The sequence below is a fragment of the Streptomyces sp. CoH27 genome (genome assembly GCF_020181035.1).
In the GTDB taxonomy this organism is placed as follows: Bacteria; Actinomycetota; Actinomycetes; order Streptomycetales; family Streptomycetaceae; genus Streptomyces; species Streptomyces camelliae.
This window is the reverse complement of the sequence record NZ_JAIQYY010000005.1, coordinates 183,266-206,436: the sequence shown is the minus strand read 5'-3', so window position 1 is coordinate 206,436 and position 23,171 is coordinate 183,266. Positions and strand designations below refer to the sequence as shown.

The following is a 23,171-nucleotide window of genomic DNA, read 5'->3' as shown; positions in this document are numbered from 1 at the left end:
GGACTATTAGACACATGCCGCGTGTATAATCGATACATGGTTGCGACCACGAAGGTTCGCCGGTTCTCCGGCGGCGTGTACGACCTCAGGCTCCACGTGGCGTGGTGCCCGAAGTACCGCCGTCCGGTCCTCAGCGGCCGGGTCGCGACACGTCTGGACGAGCTGATCCGGCAGAAGGCCGACGAACGAGGATGGGAGATCGCGGCACTCGAAGTGATGCCCGACCATGTCCACCTGTTCGTTAAACACGACCCGAAGTCGTCCGCCTCATACGTCGCGAACCAGTTCAAGGGCTTCACGTCCCGCGTCCTGCGCGACGAATTCCCGCACCTGAAGTCACAACTCCCGACACTGTGGTCGTCCTCGTACTTCGCGGCGTCGGTCGGCGACGTGTCCGCGGACACCATTCGCCGGTACATCGACACCCAGTGGGAGCGGCCCTGGAGGGAGCGGAAGGAGGACGGCCCGTGATCCGGGCGTACAAGTTCCTCCTGCGCCCCACCAAGGGGCAGGCGGCAGCGCTCACCGACATGCTTCGGGACCACTGCTCCCTGTACAACGGCGCACTTCAGGAGCGCCGCGCCGCGTACCGGCACGTCTCGAAGACCACCGTCCGGTACGGCGACCAGTCCGCACAGCTCAAGGCGATCCGGGCATTCGACCCAGAACGTCAGGGCCGCTGGTCGTTCTCCAGCCAGCAGGCCACCCTGCGTCGCCTGGACAAGGCATTCCAGGCGTTCTTCCGCCGAGCCAAGGCCGGTGAGAAACCCGGCTATCCCAGGTTCAAGGGTGTCGGGCACTTCGACAGCGTCACGTTCCCAAAGGACGGCGACGGCTGCCGCTGGGAATCCACCCCGCACGATCGGCAGACCCGCGTGCGCCTCCAGGGTGTCGGCCACATCCGCGTCCACCAGCACCGGCTTGTACAGGGCCGCGTCAAGACGATCACCGTCAAGCGTGAAGGACGCCGCTGGTACGTGATCCTCGTGTGCGACCTCGCCCGCGCCGAGGAACTGCCGCCCACCGGCGCAACCGTGGGTATCGACATGGGCACCGTGCATTTTCTGACCACTTCGGACGGCGAGCACGTCGCCGACCCTCGCTTTCTTGGCGCAGCAGCAGAAGGCCTCGCCGAAGCCCAGCGTCACCTTGCGACGTTCCCCAAGCGGACTCGGCAGCGCACCAAGCGCCACCGCGCCGCCGCCCGGAAGGTCGCCAAGTTGTACGCCAAGATCCGGCGGCAGCGCCTCGACTTCCACCACAAGACCGCACACGCGCTGGTACGTGACCACGACGTCATCGCGCACGAGCGGCTCAACACCGCGGGCATGACCAAGACGCCCGCGCCCAAGGCCGACCCGGACACGCCTGGCAGCTTCCTGCCGAACGGTGCTGCCGCGAAGGCTGGACTCAACCGCAGTATCCTCGACGCGGGTTGGGCGCAGTTCCTCGGGATCCTGGCGAACAAGGCTGAGAGCGCCGGTCGCCTCACGGTACCCGTGGACGCGCGCAACACCTCCCGCACGTGCCCGCCCTCGCTTGGGGGCTGCGGGCACGTCGCGAAGGAGAACCGCGTCAGCCAAGCCAAATTCCAGTGCATGGCGTGCGGGTTCACCGCGAACGCGGACCACGTCGGCGCGACGAATGTTCTCAACAGGGCCGGGCTGGCCCTCTGCGACGTGGCCTAGCCACCGACACAGGAAGCCCGCGCGCTTACGCGTGGGTGGAGTCACGTTGTGCGTCTCCTGGCGGCGGCGCGCGCGGCGGCGGGGGGCGGGAGCGTCAGTCATCATCATTCGTCGACGTCGTGTGCGTACGGTCAAGAAGATGGGGCGCCGGAACCACGACGTACCGACGCCCACAGCCTAATGTTCAGTGGCCTGATCTTGATCCCGGTCTGCTCCAGGATTGTCCAGGTCAGTCAGCTCCCGGCGGCCGCTTCACCGGTCTCCCGCCAGCAGTGCGGGCAGGCCGGCGACGGAGTCGAGGACGTGGGTGGCGCCGGCGGCGCGGAACTCCGTGTCCCCGTGCGCCCCGGTGCGTACGCCGGCGACCAGCCCGGCTCCGGCGCGCACCCCGCTGAGCACGTCGTACGAGGTGTCCCCGGCGACGGCGATCTGCCGGACGTCCTCGGCGGCCTTGGTGCGGACGAAGGCCTCCAGGACCATGTCGGGGTACGGCCGCCCGCGCCCGCCCGCGTCGGCCGGGCACAGAGTGAGCGGGACGAGGTCCCGCCAGCCGAGGGCGTCGAGGATCGCGTCCTGGGTGACGCGGGCGAAGCCGGTGGTCAGGACGACGGTACGGCCGCTGCCGGCGAGTTCCTCGATGGCCTCGCGGGCGCCGGGGACGGGGGCGACGAGGCCCTCGTCGACGAGGTCGCCGTACGCCTTCTCGAAGGCGGTGTTGGCCCGCTGGGCGCGTTCCTCGGCGCCGAACAGGTGCCGGAAGACGGAGATCTTGGACTCGCCCATGGTGGCGCGGACGTACGCGAGGTGCCCGGCGTGCTCGGCCGAGCCGGGCTCGACGCCGAGTTCGGCAGCGGCGGCGGCGAAGGCACGCTCGACGAGGCCGCCGTCGGCGACGGTGGTGCCGGCCATGTCGAGGACGACGAGTCGGATGTCGGAAGCAGTTGCTGTGGTGGTCATCGTGGTGGTCATCGTGGTGCTCACCAGCCCAGTTCGTTCGCGGTCGTTTCGGCTATCGCGGGGGCGCAGGTCATGCCGCGCCCGCCGGGCCCGGTGACCAGCCACACCCCGTCGCCCACCCGCTGCCGGTGCACGACCCGGCCCGGGTCGGTGCACTGCGCGTACACACCAGCCCAGCGGCGGCGGATGCGCGGCAGCGGCCGGCCGAGCAGGGACTCCACGACTGCGACGAGGTGCTCGTAGGGCTCCTCGACGGTGTCGAAGGCGAAGGGGTGCTCGTACTCGTGGGTGTCGCCGATGGTCAGTCCGCCGTCGGCGCGCTGCACCATGAGCAGCTGCATCCGGTGTTCGGCGGCGGTCTCCGGCTGCGGCTGCTCGGCGTTGAGCGCGTCCAGTGCCGGGGAGGCGTAGGCCGGGTAGTACCGGAAGCTGTCGGCGTCGGCGACCGAGGTGGTGAGCGGCTCGCCCAGCGGGTCGGTCTGCATCATCTGCAGGCGGACCCGGCGCACGGGCAACTCGGGCCCGGCCAGCTCGCGGACGAGTCCGCCGAGCCAGGCGCCGGTGCACAGGACGACGGCGTCGGCGTGGTGGACGTCCCCGTGGTCGTCCCGTACTGCTCCGGCGCCGACCACGTCACGTACCTCCCGCCCCGGCAGGAAGGTGTAGTTCGGGGACTTCAACAGCTCCTCGCGCAGGGCGAGTTGGGCGGTGCGCGGCTCGACGGCCGCGTCCCGCTCGCAGTACAGGGCGGCGGTGAAGTCGCCGCGCAGGGCGGGATTGAGGGCCCGCGCCTCGCCAGGCAGCAGCAGCTTGTAGCCGCGGGCGGCGGCGTCCGGGCGGGCGACGGCGGCCTCGGCGACGGCGAGTTCGAGGGCGCCGCGCACCGGGGTCAGCGACCCGTTGGCCCGGAAGCCGAGCTCGGGCACACGGGCACCGATGCCCTCCCACAGCTCCCGCGCCCGCAGCGCGGTCTCCAGCTCCTCTCCGCCCGCGCGGCCACTGACCCAGATCTGCCCGAAGTTGCGCAGCGAGGCGCCGCGCGCCTCCGCCTCACGCTCGATCTGGACGACCTGGTGGCCGCGCTCCACTGCCTGCCAGGCGTGCATGGTGCCCACCACGCCTGCTCCGACGACTGTCACTCTCACGGCGGCAACGCTCCTCGGGATCGGGTAACCGGAGGCATCCGGCTGACAACGAGAGCGTGAACGACCCATCACGTTTGGGCTAGACCCGTTACCTTTTCGTGACACTGGAGTGGGCGTCGATATCGGCGTTTTTCAGCCCTTGAGGTGGGCGGTGAAGGAGAACCGGTCTCCCCGGTACAGCGAGCGCACGCGCTCCAGGGGCCGGCCCCCCGTGTCCCGGGAGACGCGGTGGATCAGCAGCATGGGCAGGGCGGGCGGGGTGCCGATGAGCAGGGCCTCGCGGGGCGTGGCGAGCACGGTCTCGATGCGCTCGTCGGCGTCACCGAAGGCGATGCCCTGGGCGGTGAGGTAGCCGTAGAAGGAGGAGTCGGGATCGAAGTCGTCGGCCAGCCGCGGCACCCGGGCGACGGCGACGTACGTGCTCTCCAGCCCGACCCGCTCCTCGTCGGCGAGCAGCACCCGCTCCAGGTGCCACACCGGCTCGCCCCGGGTGAGCCCGGTCTCGGCGGCGAGGGCGTCCGGGCACGGGAACCGGTCGAGGGTGACGAGGGTACGGCCGGGGGTACGGCCCTGGCGGCGCACGCCCTCGGTGTAGCTGGCGAGGGACAGCGGCTGTTCGAGCTTGGGCCCGGCGACGACGGTCCCGCGGCCCTGGCGCCGCAGCCGCCCCTCCAGCACCAGTTCCCGTACCGCCTGCCGCACGGTCTCGCGCGCGACGTCGTACCGCTCGGCCAGATCCCGCTCGGTGGGGATGGACCTGCCCTCCCCCAGCTCGTCGAGGAGCGCGGCGATCCGCGCCTTCACCGCGTAGTACTTGGGGATGCGCCCGTGCTCGGGGATGCCGGAGCGGACGGGGGCGCCGGGGGCCTGGTCGTTCGGGTAGTCCACGCAGGGATCGTCGCAGACGGGGTGGGGACGGCCGGCACGGGACCCGACGTCAGCGCCGGCGGCGGACGAGGAGGTACGCGCTGCCGCCGACGGCCAGCAGGGCGAGGACGGCCGCGAACAGCCCGTGGGCGAGGCCGAGCCCGGTACGCGCCAGCTCGCGAGCCCGCTCACCGGCTTCCGCCGCCGCTTCGGCGAAGGGGAGGCTGGGGGCGGTGGTGTGGGGGGAAGCGGTGGAGGTGGCAGAGGCGGGGCGGGGCGGAAGACCTCCGCCGTCCTGGGTACGGCCGGGGTCGGACGTCGTGCGTTCCCCGCGCTTCTCCCCGTCCTGCGCGATGGCGAACCGGTACGCGTTGGACTGCCCGACCCAGTCCCCGTCCTCACCCCGGCGCTGGACGACGGCGGCGCTGGCGGTGACCTGGTCGGCCGGGGCGTCGGAGGTGAGGGCGAGCCTGACCTTGACACTCACGGTCCCGCCGGCCGGCACGGCGAACCCGCCGAACCCCTGGCCGTCCAGCACCCCGACCAGCTCCTGCTCATCGGTGGTCTCGAACGACACCGGGCGGGCCTTGGCGCCGTCGTAGAAGTCCAGCTGCGGCTGGCCCGGCTTCAGCGTGCGCTTGCTGTCGACGAGGACGACGACCGGATGGATGCCGGTGCAGGTGTGGCGGGTGGTGTTGCCGAGGTCGATGTACCAGGTGCCGTAGCCACCGCCCGGTTCGTACGAGCCCGGTCCACCGCGGATCCGGGCGGTGAGCGGGAAGGCGTGCGCGTTCACGCCGACGCAGGCGGGGGGTGGGGCGGCCGCGGCCGCCCGGGCGGTTTGCGGCGACACGAGAACGAGGGCGGTGGCGGCGACGGCGGCCACCGCGAGGCGTCGGGACAGGGACAGGGACACGGGCGGAGAGGCGAACCATCGCATGAACACATAACCATGCCGGGCCCCTGCGGGTGCGCGGGATGCCACCCCGCAGCGGCTGCGAAGTCCGCTCGATCAGCGCAGGATCCAGGGTGCCGTGCCGGGTCGCCGGGTCAGCTGGTGATCGTGACGTCCACCGTGGCCACGTCGTCCGGGTCCGAGACGCAGGCCAGGTGGATCTGTGTCTCGCCCGTATGCGCGTCCGGGTCGATCCGGGCGGTCCCGACCAGGGTGCCGGTCACCTTGAGCGTGAGGTCGACCGTCTCGATGAGCGCTCCCTCGGCGCGACCGCCCTCGCGGGGTTTGCTGCATCCGGCGAGCGTGAGATGGACGTCCTGACCGGCCTTCACCTTGGCGGGACTGACCGTGCCGACCAGCGAGGCGGCGAAGGCGGGCGAAGCGGCGAAGGCGGGCGACACGGCGACCGGCCCGGCGAAGGCCAGGAGGGCGGCGGCGATGAAAATCCTGGAGTGGGTACGGGAGCAGCGCATGCTCACTCCTCACTGCGGCGACTGGTGCGTCCTGCGGGACGGGAGTCGCCCGTCGAGTCGATTGATGCGGTTGATTCCATGGTGGGGCGATGAGCCGACGCACGCAGCCGCGGGCAGCCGCAGCCGCGGGTGATCGCGCGCCGCCCCAGCTCCGGGCAATCGTGCCTCCCCCAAGCTCTTCGAGCAGGGGGTACCCCCAGGGCGGCACGGGTGGGCGATGGGGGTCCCCCCGCGATGGGGGCACCTCCCGCGCGAGCGAAGCCGAGCGTGGGGGAGAAGCCGAGCGTGGGGGAGGCACCCTGCACGCCCCGGCAAGCGACCCCGCCCAGCCCCAGCCAACCCGCGCCCTCCACCCGACCGAGCCCCAGCCCTCGCACAGGGCCCTCACCCATCCCCCCGCCCGAACAACGGCCCCAACAGCAACTGCGCAGCCCCCTCGGCGACGACCCGCTCTCCGCCCGCCGCCACGCGAACCGGTACCGATTCCCCGCCGCGCCCCTCCCGCCGGACCCGGTCCTCCAGCACCTCACCGACTCCCCGCACAAACACCTCCGGCGCCCCCGCCACCGTCCGCCCCCCGAGCAGCACCGCGTCGATGTCCAGCAGCCCCACCAGATTGGCCGCTCCCACCCCCAGCACCCGCGCCGCCTCCCCGGGCTCCCCGCGCTCCACGGCCCCGAGGCACAGCACCTCCACGCACCCCCGGTTCCCGCACGGGCACAACGGCCCGTCCAGCTGGATCACCTGGTGCCCGAACTCCCCCGCCCCGGTCCGCACCCCCCGGTGCACGCTTCCGCCGATCACCAACCCGGCCCCGAGCCCCGTACCGAGATGCAGATACGCGAAGGAGCCCGATCCGCCCTCACCGCCCACCGAGAGCCCCAGCGCGGCGGCGTTGGTGTCCTTGTCCACCACCACCGGCACCCCCAGCCGGGCCTCCAGCGCGTCCCGCAGCGGAAAGCCGTCCCATTCGGGGAAGCCGGTCATCCGGTGCAGCACGCCCCGCACATGGTCGAGCGGTCCGGGCAACGCCACCCCCACCCCGAGCAGCGTCCCGGCAGCGGAAAGGCTCCCGGCACCGGAAGGGCTCCCGTCACCCACCCCCAGGCCATCCGCCACCAGCCTCTCCACCGCCCGGACGACCACCCCGAGCACCGTCTCCGCCCCGGCCCCCAGATCCAGCCCCGCCCGCCGCTCCGCCACCACGGCCCCGTCCAGATCGACGAGCAGCGCCCGCAGCCCGTCCCGGTCCAGATGCACGCCCACCGCGTGCCCGGCCTCCGGCACCAGTCGCAGTACGGTCCGCGGCTTGCCCCCGGTCGAGGCCCGCCGTCCCGCCTCCGCGGCGAAGCCCTCCTCCCGCAGCCGCGCGGTGATCTTGCTGACGGCCTGCGGGGTCAGCCCGGTGCGCTCGGCGAGTTCGAGCCGGCTGATGCCCCCCGCTCCGGCGTCCCGCAGCAGCCCCAGCACCAGCGCGGTGTTGTGCGACCGCACCGCCCGCAGATTCGCCCCGGCCCCCGCCCTCGCCCTCGTCCTGTTCACGCCACCCATTGTCCCCGCCACTTGCACTTTGGCAACAGCGTTGCGAAAGTGGGACGCATGGCCCAACCCATGACTGCTGCCACCCCCCTCCGCGTCGGCCTGATCGGCTACGGCCTCGCCGGCTCCGTCTTCCACGCCCCGCTGATCGCCGCCACCGAGGGCCTCGCCCTGGACACCGTGGTCACCTCGAACCCCGAGCGGCAGGAGCAGGCCCGGTCGGAGTTCGGGGACGTCCGCACGGCCGGCACCCCCGAGGAGCTGTTCGACCGCGCCGGTGAGCTGGACCTCGTCGTCATCGCGTCCCCGAACAAGACGCACGTGCCGCTGGCCGCCACCGCCCTCAAGGCGGGCCTGCCGGTGGTCGTGGACAAGCCGCTCGCCGGCACCGCCGCCGAGGCCCGCGACCTCGCAGCCCTCGCCGAGGAGCGCGGCCTGCTCCTGTCCGTCTTCCAGAACCGCCGCTGGGACAACGACTTCCTGACCCTGCGCAAGCTGATCTCCGAAGGAGAGCTGGGTGACGTACGGCGCTTCGAGTCCCGCTTCGAGCGCTGGCGGCCCCAGCCCAAGGGCGGCTGGCGCGAGTCCGGCGACCCGGCAGAGATCGGAGGTCTCCTCTACGACCTCGGCAGCCACGTCGTCGACCAGGCCCTGGTCCTGTTCGGCCCGGCCGCCGAGGTGTACGCCGAGGCGGACGTCCGCCGCCCCGGCGCCGAGACCGACGACGACACCTTCATCGCCCTCACGCACACGAACGGCGTCCGCTCCCACCTCTACGTCTCCGCGACCACCCCTCAGCTCGGCCCGCGCTTCCGGGTGCTGGGCTCGGCGGCTGGCTATGTGAAGTACGGCCTGGATCCGCAGGAGGGGGCGCTGCGGGAAGGCCTGCGGCCCGGCCCGCGGTGGGGTGCCGAGCCCGAGCCCCTGTGGGGCCGTATCGGCGCCGGCGAGTCCCCGCTGACCGGCGGAGGCACCCCCGTACCGACCCTGCCGGGCGACTACCCCGCCTACTACGCGGCCGTGGCCGACGCCCTGCGCGGTACCGGCCCCAACCCGGTGACCGCCCTGGAGGCGGCCGCCGCCCTCGACGTGCTCGAAGCGGCCCGCCGCTCGGCCCAGGACAAGGTGACGGTGACCCTCTGATGCCCCAGATCACTCCCCGCTCGACCCCCGAACTGACCCCGTCCGTCGAGGAACTGGCGGCACAGGAACGCCGCCTGGTGTTCCGTCAGTTCACGTACGACGACGCCTGGGCCCTCGGCTCGCTCCTGGTCGAGCTGGCCCGCGAGCGCCAGGCGCCGGTCGCGATCGACATCCACCGCGCGGGCCAGCAGCTCTTCCACGCGGCCCTGCCCGGCTCCACCCCGGACAACGACGCCTGGATCGCCCGCAAGCGCCGCGTGGTGGAGCGCTACGGCGCCTCCTCCTACCTCGTCGGCGCCCGCTTCCGCGCCAAGGGCACCACCTTCGAGGACTCCTCCCGCCTGGACCCCGACGTCTACGCGGCCCACGGCGGCTCGTTCCCGATCAACGTCGAGAACGTGGGCGTCATCGGCGCCGTGACGGTCTCCGGCCTGCCCCAGCTGGACGACCACAGGTTCGTCGTGGCGGCATTGGAAGAGTTCCTGAAGGTTTGAATCCCCCTCTCCCCGGAGGGGAGAGGATTCCTGGCTCAGGCAGCCTCCGGGAGCGGCGCTCCCGGTGGTCTTACGCCCTCGGCACCAGCCGGGTTGAGACCAGCCCGGACGAGCATCACGCGTGCGGAGTTCTTGTCCCTGGGGGACACGGCCCCGCACGCGGTGCAGGTGTAGGTACGCATTCCCAGCGGCAGTGCGTGCTTGGCTCTCGCTCCGCACTGCGCGCAGTCCATCGTGGTGTGCGCGGGGTGGACCAGGTGCACGGCACGGCCGTGCTTGCGGCCCATTTCGATCAGGGCCTGCTTGGTGGCGCCGATGGCGGCGTCAGCGGCCTTCTTGGCCATCGTTGTCCTGGCAAGGAACTTCGGCTTGAAGTCCTCGACGGCCAGGGCATCATGGTCGGCGACAACGCGCTTGGCCCATTTGCGGGCGGTGTCCTGCCGCTGCCGAGCGATCTTCGCGTAGGTCTTCGCCCGCCACTTCTTCGCCTCCCGGTAGCCTTTCGATCCGGCGTGGCCCTTCTTCGGTTTGCGGCGGGCCATCATCCGGTCGTACCGGGTCAGCTTCGCCCGGGCCTTCTTCCCGTGCTGGGCATGGTGCAGGTCGTGGGCGTCGGAGGTGGTGGACGCGGTCTGGGTCACGCCCCAATCGATGCCGATCACCGCACCGGTTCGCGGCAGCGGTTCGACGGGGGCGGGAACCACGAAGGACGCGTACCAGTAGCCGACACCGTCCCGATAGACACGGACGCTGGATGGGTCGGCAGGAAGACCGCGGGACCACACGACCGTCAGGGTGATCCCGCCCGCCAGGTGCAGTCGTCCGTCCTTCAGGCGGAAGCCGCGCTTGGTGTAGTTCAGGCTCGGGTCGGCTTCGCGCTTCTTCTTGTACGCGGGCATCCCCGCGCGGCGGTGCGGGGGCAGCCGGTCCTTGATGTCCTTCTGTGCCTTGGCGCGGGACTTGCCGAAGTCACGGATGAGCTGCTGCTGCGGGACCGAACTGCCCTCGCGCAGCCACGGGGTGCGGGCACGGGCCTGGGTCAGCATCTTGTCGAGCTGCGCCGGGCCGCACGTCTGCTTGTCTCCGGTGGCCTTGTTGCGCAGGTGTACGGCCTTGGACTTGGCGACGCATTCATTCCAGATCCAGCGGCAGCGGTCCCATTCCGTCATCAGCGCAGTGTGGGCGGTGGACGACACGCGCAGCCGGAACGTCCACCGGGCATACCCGGCGATCTCGGCTACCGATGATGTCGTCATGCGGTTACCGTAGCATCATGATTCGCTTCGCGTTGCGCCTTCCCGAAGATCTCCACGCCCGGCTCACCGCTCAGGCGGCTGCCGACCGGCGGTCCATCAACTCCGAGATCCTGCATCTGCTTGAGGTTGCTCTCGCCACCACGTCTTCCGGGACGCCTGATCGCCCTGGCAGCGATCAGGCTCACCCTGCTCCGCCACGCGGGAAGCCGGATTCCTCCCCGGCCTGAAGGCCGGGACATCCTCCGGTTACCAGGTGACACCTGCCGGGAATTCGTGGCGGGATCCCTCCGGTTGGGAATGGCTGCAGACGTGACGATCAGACGATCAAGGCCTCATCCGGAGGGACACCCCATGAGCACCGCGAGCACCTTGAAGGACAGCATCGGCCGGTACGGCATCTGGAACATCGGTCTGCGGTCGGAGGATCCCGCCCGGCGCGGTGAACTCGCAGAAGCGGCAGCCGAGTTGGAGGAACTCGGCTTCGGCGCCGTATGGCTGGGCGGCAGCAGCGCCGCCCCGCACGCCGTACCGCTCCTGGAGGGGACCGACCGCCTCACCGTCGGCACCAGCATCCAGAGCATCTGGCAGTACGACGCGGAGATCAGCGCGGCGGCCTTCGCCGAGGTGGAGGCGGCCCACCCCGGCCGCTTCGTGCTCGGCCTCGGCGTGAGCCACGCCAAGCTCGCCGAGCAGTACCGCCGCCCGTACGCGGCGCTGGTCGACTACCTCGACGCGCTGGACGCGGCCGGGGTGCCCGCGGGGCGCCGGGTGCTGGCCGCCCTCGGCCCGAAGATCCTGGAGCTGTCCGGCGAGCGGGCGGCGGGCGCGGTGCCGTACCTGACCACCGCCGAGCACACCGCCCAGGCCCGCGAGATCCTGGGCGAGGGCCCGCTGCTGGCGCCCGAGCTGAAGGTGGTCCTGGAGCCCGACCCGGACCGGGCCCGCACCCTGGCCCGCGGGACCCTCTCGATGTACCTCGCCCTGCCGAACTACACCAACAGCTTCCTGCGCCTCGGCTTCACCGAGGACGACCTGGCCGACGGCGGCAGCGACCGCCTGGTCGACGCGGTCTTCGCCTGGGGCGACGAGAACCATGTCCGCGACCGCATCGACACCTTCCACCAGGCCGGCGCGGACCACGTGGCCCTGCAGATCGTCACCGGCGGCGCGAGGGAGGCGCTGCCGAGGGAGGAGTGGCGCAGGCTGGCCGATCTACTGAAGTGAGGGGCAGCGCCCCGAAGGGGGGCGGGGCTGTGTTTGATATGCGGCTCCGCCGCGTGGGCGCGGCCAGCCACGAATCACCCGCACCCGACAACGAAACCGCAGTTCCCCGGCCCTCCAGCGGAGCGCCTACGCGTCCTTCAGTTCCTGGCGCTGACGGCCGAGCCCGGCGATCTCCAGCTCCACCACATCCCCGGCGCGGAGATACGGCTTGGGCTCGGGCCGTCCCATCGCGACCCCCGCCGGCGTCCCCGTGTTGATGACGTCCCCGGGGTAGAGGGTCATGAACTGGCTGACGTACCGCACGACTTCGCCCACCGGGAAGATCTGCTCGGCCGTCATGCCGTCCTGCTTCAGCTCGCCGTTGACCCACAGCCTCAGCGAGAGGTCCTGCGGGTCGGCGACCTCGTCGGCCGTCACCAGCCAGGGCCCGAGCGGATTGAACGTCTCGCAGTTCTTGCCCTTGTCCCAGGTCCCGCCCCGCTCGATCTGGAACTCCCGCTCGGAGACGTCGTGCGCGACGGCGTACCCCGCGACGTGCCCCAAGGCCTCCTCGGCCGACTCGACGTAGCGGGCCGTACGCCCGATGACGACGGCCAGCTCCACCTCCCAGTCGGTCTTGCGGGAGCCGCGAGGGACGAGCACGGTGTCGTTCGGCCCGACGACCGTGTCCGGCGCCTTGAAGAAGACGACCGGCTCGGCGGGCGGTTCGGCGCCGGTCTCGCGGGCGTGGTCGTGGTAGTTGAGCCCGATGCACACGATCTTGCCGATGCGGCCGAGCGGCGGTCCGATCCGCAGCCCGGTCGCGTCGAGGACCGGCAGCTCGCCGGACTCGGCGGCGGCCCGTACCCGGCCGAGCGCGGCCGCGTCGGCGAGGAGCTCGCCGTCGATGTCGGCCACGATTCCCGAGAGGTCTCTGAGGGTTCCCTCGGCGTCGAGCAGCGCGGGCCGCTCCGCTCCCGCCGTACCGACTCGCAGCAGCTTCATGGTCACCTTCTCCTTCGATCGCGGGCGCCCGGCCGACGTGTGCAGCCATCGGAGGACTTGGCTGATCCTCCAATCACCCGGTCCACTCCGCAAGACCTTGTTCACGTACTGGACCGTAACCAGGCCCCTTACGGGTAGAGGACGGCCCGTTCCACCGCGCTCCACGTCGTGCTGGTGACCACGTACAGCGCGGCGGCGAGCGGGACGACCGCCACGGTGACGAGCGTGAAGAACGACATGAACGGCATGACCTTGTTGACCGCGCCGAGGCCCGGTACCTGCGCGCCGTCCCCCGCGCTCGCGGCGGCCGGGCCGGTGGCCATCATCCGCTTGGTGCGGCGGTAGTTGAAGGCGGCGACGGCCGCGACGAGCACGAAGAGGCCGAGGTACACCAGCCCGGCCGGGCCGAACGGACCGCCGTCGGCGAGCGCGTCGGCCCAGCGTCCGCCGAGCGGTGCCGCGAACAGCCGGTGCGCGAGCAGGCCGTTGGCCCGGCCGCCGATCGTGGAGGTGGAGAAGAGGCGGTAGAGGAGGAAGAAGGCGGGCATCTGGAGCAGGCTCGGCAGGCAGCCGGAGAGCGGTGAGACCTTCTCCTCGGCGTGCAGTTCCAGCACCGCCCGCTGGAGCCGCTGCGGATCCTTGGCGTGCTTCTCGCGCAGCTCGGCGATGCGCGGCTGGAGCGCGGCCCGCGCCCGCTGGCCACGGGCTGCGGCGCGGGACAGGGGGTGGACGAGGAGTCGTACGAGCGCGGTGAACAGGACGATCGCGGCGGCGGCCGCGGAGGCCTGGAACAGCGGGGTCAGCAGGTCGGCGAGATGCTCGACCAGGCGGGCGAAGACAGCGAAGACGGACATGGGTGAGCCCTCCGGGGGTCTCGTCGTGCCGAAGTCCGGACATGGCCGGAAAGGAGATGATCAGAACGGCATGACGACCCGCGCGGGGTCACGAATACAGGAGAGGAGTACGTGCCCTACGCGGCGGTCGCCGGAAGGGCGCGCCCGGGTGCCCTGGGCCGGCGGCGGCCGGGCGCGTCGGGATCACGCTGGGGCAGGAAGGCCGTACGTCTGGCCCGGTCCCGGATCGCCGTGCGCACGCGCGTGGGCGGAACGGCCGGCGCGCTGCGGGCGGCGAGGAGGGCGCAGGCGGAGAGCGCGGAACCGGCGGCGGCGGTCGCGGCCAGCGCCACGGTCGCGGAGAGGTTGCCGGTGTCGAGCAGCAGGACGGGCAGCAGTACGAGCAGCAGCGAGGCGACCGCACGCGACGACACGAATCCGCGTCTCATCCGGTCCCCTCCCTCCCCGTGAGCAACCACCGGCATCCGTCCGGCCTTCAGCCCTTTATACCCGAGCCTCCTGTCCCGGCACGTCCAGGGGCTCCAAGGGCTCCAGCAGCCGCTTCGGCTTCAGCAGGGCCCGGCTGACCGGGTCGGCCGGATCCCGGTCGAGGCCCGGACCGGGATGCATGACCACGTCCCCGACCGGTACGGCGGCCCGGCACACGGGACATTCGCCGTACGGCCCGAGTTCGGTGCCGCAGTCCACGTGCCGGAAGACGCGCAGCTGGGCGTCCGTGAAGTGCTCGCGGCCCCACAGGCCGAGGGCGCGCAGGGTGGGCCACAGGGCGATGCCGCGCTCGGTGAGGACGTACTCGTCGCGGGGCGGCGACTGCTGGTACCGGCGCTTTTCGAGGATGCCCTCGGCGGTCAGCGTCTGCAGCCGGGCGGCCAGGACGGCGCGCGGGATGCCGAGGTGGGCCAGGAAGTCGTTGTAGCGCCGCACGCCGTACAGCGCGTCCCGGACGACGAGCAGCGTCCAGCGCTCGCCGACGATCTCCAGTGCGCGCGCGATCGAGCACTCCTGTGTCGCGTAGTCCTTGCCCAGTGCCATGCCCTCCACTGTAGCCACTTTCCGACTCCTTGGTTCGGTGACCGAACCTACCGTGTTACGGTGGCCGGGACAGCTAGGTTCAATGACCGAACTGAGCCTTCACGCCCCGGAGGGACAGGACCTGCCATGACCGGGCTCGACTCCGCCACCACCCCCGCAGCCACCGGTACCGACACCGGCACCGGGACCACCCGGGACGCCCCGGCACGCCCCCGGGCCACCCTCGCCCTGACCAGCGCGGCCACCGCCGTGGCGCTGATGACGTACACGGCCCCGATGGTCACGCTCCCGGACACCGCGAGGGCCCTGCACACCCCCCTGTCCGGCCAGGCCTGGCTGCTGAACGGCACCCCGCTCGGCCTCGCCGCCCTCCTGCTGGTGGCCGGCAGCCTCGCCGACGACTACGGCCGCCGCCGGCTCTTCCTCAGCGGCACCCTGGCCCTCGGCCTCACCACCGCCCTCGGCGCCTTCACGACGTCGACCTGGCAGTTCACCCTCGCCCGCATCGCCCAGGGCGCGGCCTGCGCGGCGCTCCTCGCGAGCAGCCTGGGCCTGCTGGTGGCGGCCTTCCCCTCCCCGCGCGGCCGCCTGCACGCGACCGGCGTCTGGGGCGCCTTCGTCAGCGGCGGCATCGCGGCCGGCCCGCTGGTCTCGGGCGCGATGCCGAGCTGGCGGATGGCGTACGGCGTCCTCGGCGCCGCAGCCCTCGTCGTGGCCGCCCTCGGCACCCGCACGCTCAGCGAGTCCCGCGCCCCGCGCGGCGGCCGCCCGGACGTGCTGGGCGCGCTGACCTTCGGCCTGGCCCTCGTCTCCCTGGTCGCGGCCCTGACCCTGGGCCGGGACGGCTGGCTGCGCACCCCCGTCGGCCTCCTCTTCGCCGCGGCCGTCCTCCTGATCGCGCTCTTCGTGGCGGTGGAACGCCGGACCCGCACGCCGATGATCGACCTGGGCCTGCTGCGCCACACCCCCTTCCTGGCCTCGTCGGCCGGCGGCCTGTTCACCGGACTCGCGGTGATCAGCATCTTCAGCTTCCTGCCGACCCTGCTCCAGCAGACGGTGCACCTGTCCCCCATGAACACCGCCTGGCTGTTCCTGATCTGGGCCGGGCTGAGCTTCGCGGTCGCCCTCCAGGTCAAACACCTGGCCGGCCGCATCGCCCCGCGCACCCAGCTGGCCGTCGGCTTCACGCTCCACGCCATCGCCGTACTGACCATGCTCGGCGCCCTCGGCTCCGGCTCCTGGACGCGGCTGCTGCCCGGCCTGATCATCGGCGGAGTGGGCAGCGGCCTGCTCAACGGCGCGCTGCCGCTGCTCGCCGTGGACTCGGTCCCGCGCGAACGCGCCGCGATGGGCTCCGGCGCCCAGCAGACCTTCCGCTACATCGGCTCCTGCGCCGGCGTCGCCCTGACCATCGCCCTCGCCACCTCCTCCGGCGATCTGGCCCACGGCGCGAATCTCGCCCTGGCGGTGTCGGCGGGGCTGGCGGCGGTGGGGGCGGTGAGTGTGGTGGTGCTGCGGGAGCACCGCTGAATCTGCGGGTGGCTCACCTGGGCCGCATGGACACCAGCTTCCCCCAGACCACCATCCGGTACCGGGAGGTGAACTCGGGGGTGCAGGTGGTCAGGGTGATGTAGTAGCCGGGGGTGTCGTACCCGTAGGACGGCCGCACGAGAGAGCGCGGGACGGGCCGGACGACCCCCGAGTCCGACGCCGAGGTCTGCGGCAGGATCTGGTCGACGTCGTAGGTGTACGTCGCCGTCCGCGTCTCCACCTCGATGTCGTCCCCGCGCCGCAGCCGGGGCAGATACCGGAAGGGCTCGCCGTGCGTGTTCCGATGCCCGGCGAGCGCGAAGTTCCCGGCCTGGCCCGGCTGACCGGTCCCTGGGTAATGGCCGACGTACCCCTTGTTGAGGACATCGGCCTTGCTCACCCCCTCGGCGATGGGCACCCGCAGCCCGAGCCGGGGGATGTCGAGGACGGCGTACGCCTGGGAGCTTTGGGGGACGGCTGCGACGGGGACGTACGACGACCGGGGTGCGCGCGACGGGACGGCCGTGGGTGAGCCGGAGGGAGTGCCGGAGGGGGCGACCGAGGGGACCCCTCCGGCGGTACCGGACCCCGGGGTGCCTAGGGCACCCGGGGCGCCCCACTCCCGCTCCAGGTCCGCCACCTGCCGTTCGGCACCGCGCCGCGCCTCCAGGTTGGTCCACCACAACTGGTGCACCACCAGCAGCATGAGCAGCACCCCGACGGTGACGAGCGCCTCGCCCCCGCCCCACAGCACCCTCCGCCGCCGGGCACGCCGACGACGGTCGCTGTGCCGTACGACGCGCACGCCGGACAATGCCGTCATCCGTACCCACCTCCACGAAAGCCGCCGGAGCCGCCCGGAACTGCCCGGAGCCGCCCGGAGGATAGGTGCAGGGCGCACAACTGGCCATAGCGACAAGGGGTTCGGGATGCCGAACAGCCTCCCCTCGGCTTCCTCCACCGGTTTTAGAAAGGGCTGTCACAACCCTCGACAACCTCACCCGTCACCCCCGATGCTTCCTGCTGCCGGAGCCGCAACGGAGCCGCGAGGGAAGAGGCGGAGTAGCCACCATGATCCGACGGAGAACACTGCTGGCCGCTGCGGGCGGCGGCCTGCTGGGCAGCGCCCTGGCCACGGGCACCGCGCGAGCGGACGCGACGATCCCGCTCAACCCATCGGCCGCCTACGGCTCTTGGGAGGGCTGGGGCACCTCCCTGGCCTGGTGGGCGAACGTCTTCGGGACGCGGGACGACTTCGCCGACATCTTCTTCACCACCAAGTCGACGACGTACAACGGCACGTCACTGCCCGGCCTGGGCCTGAACATCGCCCGCTACAACCTGGGCGCGTGCAGCTGGAACAGCGTCAACGGCACGACGATGGCCGCCTCCCCCAACATCCCGAAGTTCAAGCAGATCGAGGGGTACTGGCAGGACTGGACGAGCGAGGACCCCACCTCCTCGTCCTTCAAGTGGACGGCGGACGCGACCCAGCGCGCGATGCTGGTGAAGGCGACCCAGCGCGGCGCGATCAGCGAGCTGTTCGCCAACTCGCCCATGTGGTGGATGTGCTACAACCACAACCCGTCCGGTGCCTCGGACGGCGGCAACAACCTCCAGTCCTGGAACTACCGCCAGCACGCCTCCCACCTGGCCGCGGTGGCGCTGTACGCGAAGCAGAACTGGGGCGTGACCTTCACGACGGTCGAGGCCTTCAACGAGCCGTCCTCGTCCTGGTGGACGGCGACGGGCACGCAGGAGGGCTGCCACATCGACTCCACCGTCCAGGCGGCCGTACTGCCGTACCTGCGCAGCGAGTTGAACACACGCGGCCTGACGGGCACGAAGATCTCGGCGTCGGACGAGAACACCTACGACCTCGCCCGCACCACCTGGGGCTCCTTCTCCTCGACGACGAAGGGCTACGTCGACCGGGTCAACGTCCACGGCTACCAGGGCTCCGGCGGCCGCCGCGACCTGCTCTACTCGGACGTGGTGACGACGTCCGGCAAGGGCCTGTGGAACTCGGAGTACGGCGACGGCGACTCGACGGGCCTGACCCTGGCGAGCAACCTCCTGTACGACTTCCGCTGGCTGCACCCCACGGCCTGGGTGTACTGGCAGGTCATGGACCCCAGCTCGGGCTGGGCGACGATCGCCTACGACGCCTCCACCCTCCAGCCGGGCGCGGTGCAGACGAAGTACTACACGCTGGCCCAGTTCACCCGCCACATCCGGCCGGGCATGACGATCCTGGACACGGGAGTCAGCTACGCGGTCGCGGCGCTGGACAGGTCGGCGAACCGCCTGGTGATCGTGGCCGCGAACACATCCACTTCCGCTACGACCCTGACGTTCGACCTGTCGTCCTTCTCCTCGGTGACGGGCGGCTCGGGCGGCCTGGTCCCCCGCTGGAACACGGTCACGACCGGCGGCTCGGACCTCTACACGGCCCACTCGGACACGTACCTGTCCGGCAAGTCGATCTCGGTCCCCTTCGCGGCGAAGTCGGTGCAGACCCTCCAGGTGGACGGGGTCACCGTGTGATGGTCGAGGGCGGCGGCAGGGCGTCCTGGTAGCCGTTGAGGGGCCGGGGGATCTTCTCGACCGTGCGGGCGTCCAGCGCGACGGCCGCGGACCCGGTGCCGAGCGTGCCGCCCGGGTGCCAGGCCCCGGTGACCGACACCCAGGTGTTCGCGGACGGCACCGGACCGCCGCCGTAGATCCGCACCTTCACGGACTGGGCGTCCGCCGCGCAGCAGCTGATGATGATCCGCGTCAGATCCCAACTGCCGTCCCCACGGGGGGTGACAATCCCGGTCATCAGGACGGTCCGCCCCTCGATGGCCTGCCCGCGGTCCTGCTGCACCCGGCTGGTGAAGTCGGAGAGGGTCATGGGCAGCGGGGAGGTACTCGGCAGCGGATCGAAGGAGCTGCGCTGGGTGATGACCTTGGCCGGCTGCCGGGCGGCGGTGTAGGCGCCGAGGGCGGGCGGGGCGTAGACGAGCAGGCTGAGCGCGGGGAGGAGGAGCAGCCAGGAGACGCGGGGGAGGGCGGAGTGATCGTGCCCGTGGTCGTGGCTTTTGTGCTCCTCGTGCCCCCTCTGCCGATCGAGGAGGGCACTGGCGATCCCCAGGACGACGAGGACGACTCCGGAGGCGATGAGCAGGGGCCGCATGCTCTCCTTGACGTACCGCAGGCAGATGTCGGTGACGAGGGAGACGTGGAGCAGCCCGAGCCCGCAGAGCAGGAGCAGCCCCGCCTGAAGCCACCTTTTTGCAGCGGACCGTTTCACAGCAGGAACCCCCCGATCAGCGCGCTGCACGCGACGGCGACGACAACGGTGGCGGCGGAGAACCGCACGGCGAAGGCCCGCCCGAAGGTCCCCGCCTGAAGCGCGATGAGCTTCAGGTCGACCATGGGCCCGACGACCATGAACGCCAGCCGCGCCACCGCCGGGGACCCGGTGAGGGAGGCGGCGAGAAACGCATCGGCCTCGGAACACACGGCCAGCACCACGGCGAGCCCGGCCAGGAACAGCACGGACAGCCAGGGCGACCCGGCGAAGGCGTCGAGCACGGAGCGCGGAACGGCCACATTGAAGGTGGCCGCCGCCATGGCCCCGAGCACGAGAAACCCGCCGGCGTGCAGAAAGTCGTGCTGGAAGCCGCGCCGGAACTCGTCCCACCGGCTACGGCCGTCCTGATGCCCGGTGTGCTGCCGTACCGCGGGCCTGAGCCACTCCGCCCGCCCGAACCGCAGCCACAGCCAGCCCATGACGACGGCGGTGGCGAGCGAGGCGACCAGCCGGGCCAGCACCATGGCGGGCTGCCCGGGAAACGCGATCGCGGTGGCGGTCAGAACAACGGGATTGATGGCGGGCGCGGACAACAGGAAAGCGAACGCGGCGGCCGGCGGAACCCCTCGCCCGATGAGACTGCTGGCGACGGGCACGGACGCACACTCACACCCCGGCAGCACGACCCCGGCGACCCCGGCCACCGGAACAGCGAGCAGCGGCCTGCGCGGCAGGAACCGCTGGAACACCCGCTCAGGCACAAACGCATTGATCGCCCCGGACAGAGCGGTCCCGAGCAGCAGAAAGGGCAGGGCCTGCACGGTCACGGCGAGACAGACGGTCCGCCAGGCCTGCACGGCAGGAGCATCCCCCCACCGCCCGGCGATATACAGCAGGGCACCGGGCACAACGGCAGCACAGACGAGCAGCAAGGGCCAGTACGGAGGCGGCGCGGCACTCTGCTCCCCCCGCCCCCCGGCACCCTGCTGATCACTGTCGTCATGGACCAGCACATCAGCGTTCTGCACGCCACCCCCACCGGATGCACACATCTGAGTTCCCGCACGACGATAGCGGGCCTTCCTGTACGCCCCCTCCGCGCCTCACTTTTGTCAGCGCGCGGCAGTACGGTGTCCCCCATGCGCCCCGACACGCCTGCCGAGAACGTCGACCACACCGCCGAAGCGGCACGCCTGGAGCGAACCGCCGGCCTGTACCCGGAGGACGCCGAGGCCCTGCTCCTGCGCGCAGCGGCCCACCTGGAACTGTCCGGCGACCGCCCCGCCGCGACGGCCCTCTACGACCGCCTGCTGACCTCCGCGCAAGAGCTGGACAACCCCGCCCTGATCCGCGCCCTGAAGGCCTCGAACCTCTGGGAGTACGGCCACGAGGCGGAGGCAAGGGCGATCATCGACGGCCTCCGCACAGCATCCCCCCGCGACCCGGCCCCCTGGCTGATCATCGCGGAGTCCCTGGAGTCGCACGACGAGCTGGAGACGGCGGAAGAGACGTTCACGCAGGCAGCAAGCCTGCTCCTGCCGACCGATTCAGAGCCCCCTTCTGCCGTCCACCCCCTCCTCTACGGCCGCCACCGCGTCCGCCGCATGCGCGGCCTCCCCCACGACACCTGGGACGACCTGGCGGACACCCTCCACTCCTCCTCGGTCTCCCTGGACGAACTCCACGACCCCAAACGCGTCTGGTCCCTCGGCTCCGACAACCCCGCCGAACTGGCCGCCGAAATCTCCCGCCTCCAAGCCGAACTGGGTGCCTACAGGGAGGCCCTCTCCCGCCCCTTCCCGGTAGCGGTCCTGCACTGGCCGGCTGCGGAACTGACAGAACTGACGTCGGCGTACCCGACCCTGTCCGCGGAGTACCCCTCCCACGAGGACCACCTGTCGACCATAGAGTCCTCGCTGCGCGAGCTGTCCGCCTCGGGCACGGGGAACCTGGGCATCGTCACGGGCACGGTCCCGTCGTACGAGGCCTTCGCAGCGTCGGAGGGGTCGTCGCCGGGGGACGTGACGCTGCTGCCGCAGTACGCTACGACGCTGGCTGCGCGGGGACGGGCGGTGGCTTGGCCGCCGGAGAGGGGGGCGGGGTGTTGGTGTGGGGCAGGCCAGGGATATAGCGAGTGCCACGGAGTCGATGCCCAATAGGCACAACAACCGCAGCAGGGGGTGTACGGGTAGCACGTTAAGCAGGGCCAATCACGAGGCCCGCCTTGACCAGCGCCACATCCCCTCTTGAGAATGAGCAGACGTACATCAGAAACGTGGGGGCGCTGTGAACCACGGGGATCTACCCTTGGTGAAGCAATACCGAGCCTGGCTCATGCCTAACGGGGGCATGGATGAGGATGAGCGGGAGACATTCTTCACCGACGGCCTCGTAGTTCTCGACACGAACATTTTGCTTAGCCTGTACGAGTACACACCCGCAGCACGAGAACAGGTGTTTGCTTCACTCGAACAGATAGCCCCCCGACTCTGGCTCCCCCACCAAGTAGCACTTGAGTTCACCCGTGGGAGACACCGCGTAATCGCCAACCGCGTGAAGGCACTCGGGGAAGCTCCCGACGCTCTCAATAAAAAACTCCAAAGGGCCCGACAAGCAGTTATCGAGGCCAGCAGCTTCGTAAAAGACCTCCTTGAAAAATACGCCCAGGACGAGGAAGCAAGCGCCGCTCTCGATAAACAAATCAACAATCAAGCCATCGATGAACGGCTTGAAGAATGGCGCACACTGCTAAAGCAACACGTCCAACATCTAAAGGACGAACAAGACGTTCGCCTGAACTCGATCGAAACCAACGATCCAATACTACCTCGCATTGCCGCTCTCTATGGAGATCGCGTCGCAAAACCGACTCCACCGGACGTAGTTCAGCAGCGAGTCAACGAGGCATCCGCGTATCGATTCCCCAATCGAATTCCACCCGGATTTTCCGACTGGGGAAAGGGAACGCCACTCGAAGCAGCCGGCGATTATCTCATCTGGGCCGAAATCCTTGAGAAGGCAGCCACGCTCGGCGCGTCACGACGCGTCCTCCTTGTAACGTCAGACGGGCTCTCTGAGAGCAAAGAAGACTGGTACCAGAAGGCGGAACAGGGGCGGGCGAAACGTCCTTGGCCAACTCTATTTGATGAACTGAGGCTCCGTTCACAGGCAGAATTCCGCCTGGAAGAACCGCGAACGTTCTTCGAAGGTATCAACCAGTTCCTGAAGCCAGAAGTGCAGCTGACCCAGACTACCTACGAAGAGATCGACCGTGCGGCAGAAGCCATAGCAGCAGACAAGTCTCAGACACCCGAACCCGTGACCCAGAGCACCTGTGCATTCATCGATCCTCCGGACGGGCTTGCACTAGCCGCTTACAGAGCTGCCGGCCTCACGACGGGGTCGATACGCCGCCTTGTGGAATCCGCAGATCATAGACCCTTCCAATGGTGGCTGATTGGAGTGACTGCAGAACTCGGCCAACGTCAGACCGAGAATGGCGAGCCTCCGGTGGAAGTGCTTGCCGCAGTGCGATCTAGTCGACGCCCCGGGCCCGAGTGGCTACCTGGTGATGTACTCAAGCAGGGCGAATGGCCCTACCGCGTGCACTCCTGGATTTCTCCGTGGTTTGTGCAAGCCGTCAATTCAGCGAGCGAAGCAGACCGGCTCCTCATGCAGCGACTCGCTGCTCGACAAGCTGACAAAACAACACTCAGCGATTGAATATCGATC

The 23,171-nt window shown here is 70.6% G+C and carries 24 protein-coding genes; 10 read left to right on the top strand and 14 right to left on the bottom strand.

Features of this window, described 5'->3' with window-relative positions; translation table 11 throughout:
- Nucleotides 1-36: 36 nt before the first annotated feature.
- Both tnpA and LE548_RS09830 read left to right on the top strand, forming a co-directional pair.
- The gene (gene tnpA, locus LE548_RS09835; RefSeq protein WP_225096289.1) at nucleotides 37-471 is read left to right on the top strand and encodes an IS200/IS605 family transposase; all 435 of its coding nucleotides are present in this window, start codon (nucleotides 37-39) and stop codon (nucleotides 469-471) included.
- Nucleotides 468-1,688, top strand: coding sequence for an RNA-guided endonuclease TnpB family protein (locus tag LE548_RS09830; RefSeq protein ID WP_225096288.1), 1,221 nt, complete (start codon nucleotides 468-470; stop codon nucleotides 1,686-1,688). The genes tnpA and LE548_RS09830 overlap by 4 nt, the downstream gene beginning before the upstream one ends.
- A 252-nt stretch (nucleotides 1,689-1,940) precedes the next feature.
- On the opposite strand, the gene LE548_RS09825 is transcribed toward LE548_RS09830, so the two are convergent.
- From LE548_RS09825 to LE548_RS09800, 6 genes are all read right to left on the bottom strand, one after another.
- Nucleotides 1,941-2,645, bottom strand: a complete 705-nt coding sequence (locus tag LE548_RS09825; RefSeq protein ID WP_225096449.1) for a phosphonatase-like hydrolase — start codon at nucleotides 2,643-2,645, stop codon at nucleotides 1,941-1,943.
- A 20-nt stretch (nucleotides 2,646-2,665) separates the two neighbouring features.
- Nucleotides 2,666-3,790: a TIGR03364 family FAD-dependent oxidoreductase gene (locus LE548_RS09820; RefSeq protein ID WP_225096287.1), complete on the bottom strand. Its 1,125-nt coding sequence runs from the start codon at nucleotides 3,788-3,790 to the stop codon at nucleotides 2,666-2,668.
- 132 nt (nucleotides 3,791-3,922) lie between these two features.
- Nucleotides 3,923-4,678: a GntR family transcriptional regulator gene (locus tag LE548_RS09815; RefSeq protein WP_225096286.1), complete on the bottom strand. Its 756-nt coding sequence runs from the start codon at nucleotides 4,676-4,678 to the stop codon at nucleotides 3,923-3,925.
- A 49-nt stretch (nucleotides 4,679-4,727) separates the two neighbouring features.
- On the bottom strand, nucleotides 4,728-5,573 hold the full coding sequence (locus LE548_RS09810; RefSeq protein WP_225096285.1) for a hypothetical protein: 846 nt from the start codon (nucleotides 5,571-5,573) through the stop codon (nucleotides 4,728-4,730).
- Nucleotides 5,574-5,707: 134 nt separating this feature from the next.
- The gene (locus LE548_RS09805) at nucleotides 5,708-6,085 is read right to left on the bottom strand and encodes a hypothetical protein (protein ID WP_225096284.1); all 378 of its coding nucleotides are present in this window, start codon (nucleotides 6,083-6,085) and stop codon (nucleotides 5,708-5,710) included.
- 384 nt (nucleotides 6,086-6,469) lie between these two features.
- On the bottom strand, nucleotides 6,470-7,636 hold the full coding sequence (locus tag LE548_RS09800) for an ROK family transcriptional regulator (protein ID WP_225096283.1): 1,167 nt from the start codon (nucleotides 7,634-7,636) through the stop codon (nucleotides 6,470-6,472).
- A 60-nt stretch (nucleotides 7,637-7,696) separates the two neighbouring features.
- Between LE548_RS09800 and LE548_RS09795 the strand changes: the two genes are divergently transcribed.
- The gene (locus LE548_RS09795) at nucleotides 7,697-8,767 is read left to right on the top strand and encodes a Gfo/Idh/MocA family oxidoreductase (RefSeq protein ID WP_225096282.1); all 1,071 of its coding nucleotides are present in this window, start codon (nucleotides 7,697-7,699) and stop codon (nucleotides 8,765-8,767) included.
- Nucleotides 8,767-9,261, top strand: coding sequence for a heme-degrading domain-containing protein (locus tag LE548_RS09790; RefSeq protein ID WP_225096281.1), 495 nt, complete (start codon nucleotides 8,767-8,769; stop codon nucleotides 9,259-9,261). The genes LE548_RS09795 and LE548_RS09790 overlap by 1 nt, the downstream gene beginning before the upstream one ends.
- A gap of 35 nt (nucleotides 9,262-9,296) precedes the next feature.
- Here LE548_RS09790 and LE548_RS09785 read toward each other — a convergent pair whose 3' ends face one another.
- Nucleotides 9,297-10,517: an RNA-guided endonuclease TnpB family protein gene (locus LE548_RS09785; RefSeq protein ID WP_225096280.1), complete on the bottom strand. Its 1,221-nt coding sequence runs from the start codon at nucleotides 10,515-10,517 to the stop codon at nucleotides 9,297-9,299.
- 17 nt (nucleotides 10,518-10,534) lie between these two features.
- Here LE548_RS09785 and LE548_RS45980 point away from each other — a divergent pair, with 17 nt between their 5' ends.
- Together LE548_RS45980 and LE548_RS09775 are read left to right on the top strand one after the other, a co-directional pair.
- The gene (locus LE548_RS45980; protein WP_308030111.1) at nucleotides 10,535-10,744 is read left to right on the top strand and encodes an Arc family DNA-binding protein; all 210 of its coding nucleotides are present in this window, start codon (nucleotides 10,535-10,537) and stop codon (nucleotides 10,742-10,744) included.
- 124 nt (nucleotides 10,745-10,868) lie between these two features.
- Nucleotides 10,869-11,741 (top strand): LLM class F420-dependent oxidoreductase, encoded by an 873-nt coding sequence (locus LE548_RS09775; protein ID WP_225096279.1) that lies wholly within the window; start codon nucleotides 10,869-10,871, stop codon nucleotides 11,739-11,741.
- Between the two features lie 126 nt (nucleotides 11,742-11,867).
- On the opposite strand, the gene LE548_RS09770 is transcribed toward LE548_RS09775, so the two are convergent.
- From LE548_RS09770 to LE548_RS09755, 4 genes are all read right to left on the bottom strand, one after another.
- On the bottom strand, nucleotides 11,868-12,725 hold the full coding sequence (locus tag LE548_RS09770; protein WP_225096278.1) for a fumarylacetoacetate hydrolase family protein: 858 nt from the start codon (nucleotides 12,723-12,725) through the stop codon (nucleotides 11,868-11,870).
- A gap of 128 nt (nucleotides 12,726-12,853) precedes the next feature.
- Complete coding sequence (locus LE548_RS09765) at nucleotides 12,854-13,579, bottom strand: YidC/Oxa1 family membrane protein insertase (RefSeq protein WP_225096277.1); 726 nt, start codon at nucleotides 13,577-13,579, stop codon at nucleotides 12,854-12,856.
- A 116-nt stretch (nucleotides 13,580-13,695) separates the two neighbouring features.
- Nucleotides 13,696-14,007 carry a DUF6412 domain-containing protein gene (locus tag LE548_RS09760; protein ID WP_225096276.1) on the bottom strand — a complete coding sequence of 104 codons (312 nt, stop codon included), beginning with the start codon at nucleotides 14,005-14,007 and terminating at the stop codon, nucleotides 13,696-13,698.
- A 55-nt stretch (nucleotides 14,008-14,062) separates the two neighbouring features.
- Nucleotides 14,063-14,611 (bottom strand): helix-turn-helix domain-containing protein, encoded by a 549-nt coding sequence (locus tag LE548_RS09755; protein ID WP_263635929.1) that lies wholly within the window; start codon nucleotides 14,609-14,611, stop codon nucleotides 14,063-14,065.
- A gap of 126 nt (nucleotides 14,612-14,737) precedes the next feature.
- On the opposite strand from LE548_RS09755, the gene LE548_RS09750 reads away from it, so the two are divergent.
- Nucleotides 14,738-16,141 carry an MFS transporter gene (locus LE548_RS09750; RefSeq protein WP_225096275.1) on the top strand — a complete coding sequence of 468 codons (1,404 nt, stop codon included), beginning with the start codon at nucleotides 14,738-14,740 and terminating at the stop codon, nucleotides 16,139-16,141.
- A 13-nt stretch (nucleotides 16,142-16,154) separates the two neighbouring features.
- Here LE548_RS09750 and LE548_RS09745 read toward each other — a convergent pair whose 3' ends face one another.
- Entirely contained in the window at nucleotides 16,155-16,964 is an 810-nt protein-coding gene (locus LE548_RS09745) for a class E sortase (protein ID WP_225096274.1), read from the bottom strand.
- 248 nt (nucleotides 16,965-17,212) lie between these two features.
- Here LE548_RS09745 and LE548_RS09740 point away from each other — a divergent pair, with 248 nt between their 5' ends.
- Nucleotides 17,213-18,688 (top strand): glycoside hydrolase, encoded by a 1,476-nt coding sequence (locus tag LE548_RS09740; RefSeq protein ID WP_225096273.1) that lies wholly within the window; start codon nucleotides 17,213-17,215, stop codon nucleotides 18,686-18,688.
- On the opposite strand, the gene LE548_RS09735 is transcribed toward LE548_RS09740, so the two are convergent.
- Nucleotides 18,678-19,436, bottom strand: coding sequence for a TIGR03943 family protein (locus tag LE548_RS09735; protein WP_225096272.1), 759 nt, complete (start codon nucleotides 19,434-19,436; stop codon nucleotides 18,678-18,680). The two genes, LE548_RS09740 and LE548_RS09735, sit on opposite strands and share 11 nt — an antisense overlap.
- Nucleotides 19,433-20,452 (bottom strand): permease, encoded by a 1,020-nt coding sequence (locus LE548_RS09730; protein WP_374116055.1) that lies wholly within the window; start codon nucleotides 20,450-20,452, stop codon nucleotides 19,433-19,435. Before LE548_RS09730 ends, LE548_RS09735 begins: the two co-directional genes overlap by 4 nt.
- Before the next feature lie 126 nt (nucleotides 20,453-20,578).
- Here LE548_RS09730 and LE548_RS09725 point away from each other — a divergent pair, with 126 nt between their 5' ends.
- Nucleotides 20,579-21,598 carry a hypothetical protein gene (locus LE548_RS09725; RefSeq protein ID WP_225096271.1) on the top strand — a complete coding sequence of 340 codons (1,020 nt, stop codon included), beginning with the start codon at nucleotides 20,579-20,581 and terminating at the stop codon, nucleotides 21,596-21,598.
- A 151-nt stretch (nucleotides 21,599-21,749) separates the two neighbouring features.
- A complete protein-coding gene (locus tag LE548_RS09720) occupies nucleotides 21,750-23,162 on the top strand; it encodes a PIN-like domain-containing protein (RefSeq protein ID WP_225096446.1) in 1,413 nt (470 codons plus the stop codon).
- The last annotated feature ends 9 nt before the right edge of the window (nucleotides 23,163-23,171 follow it).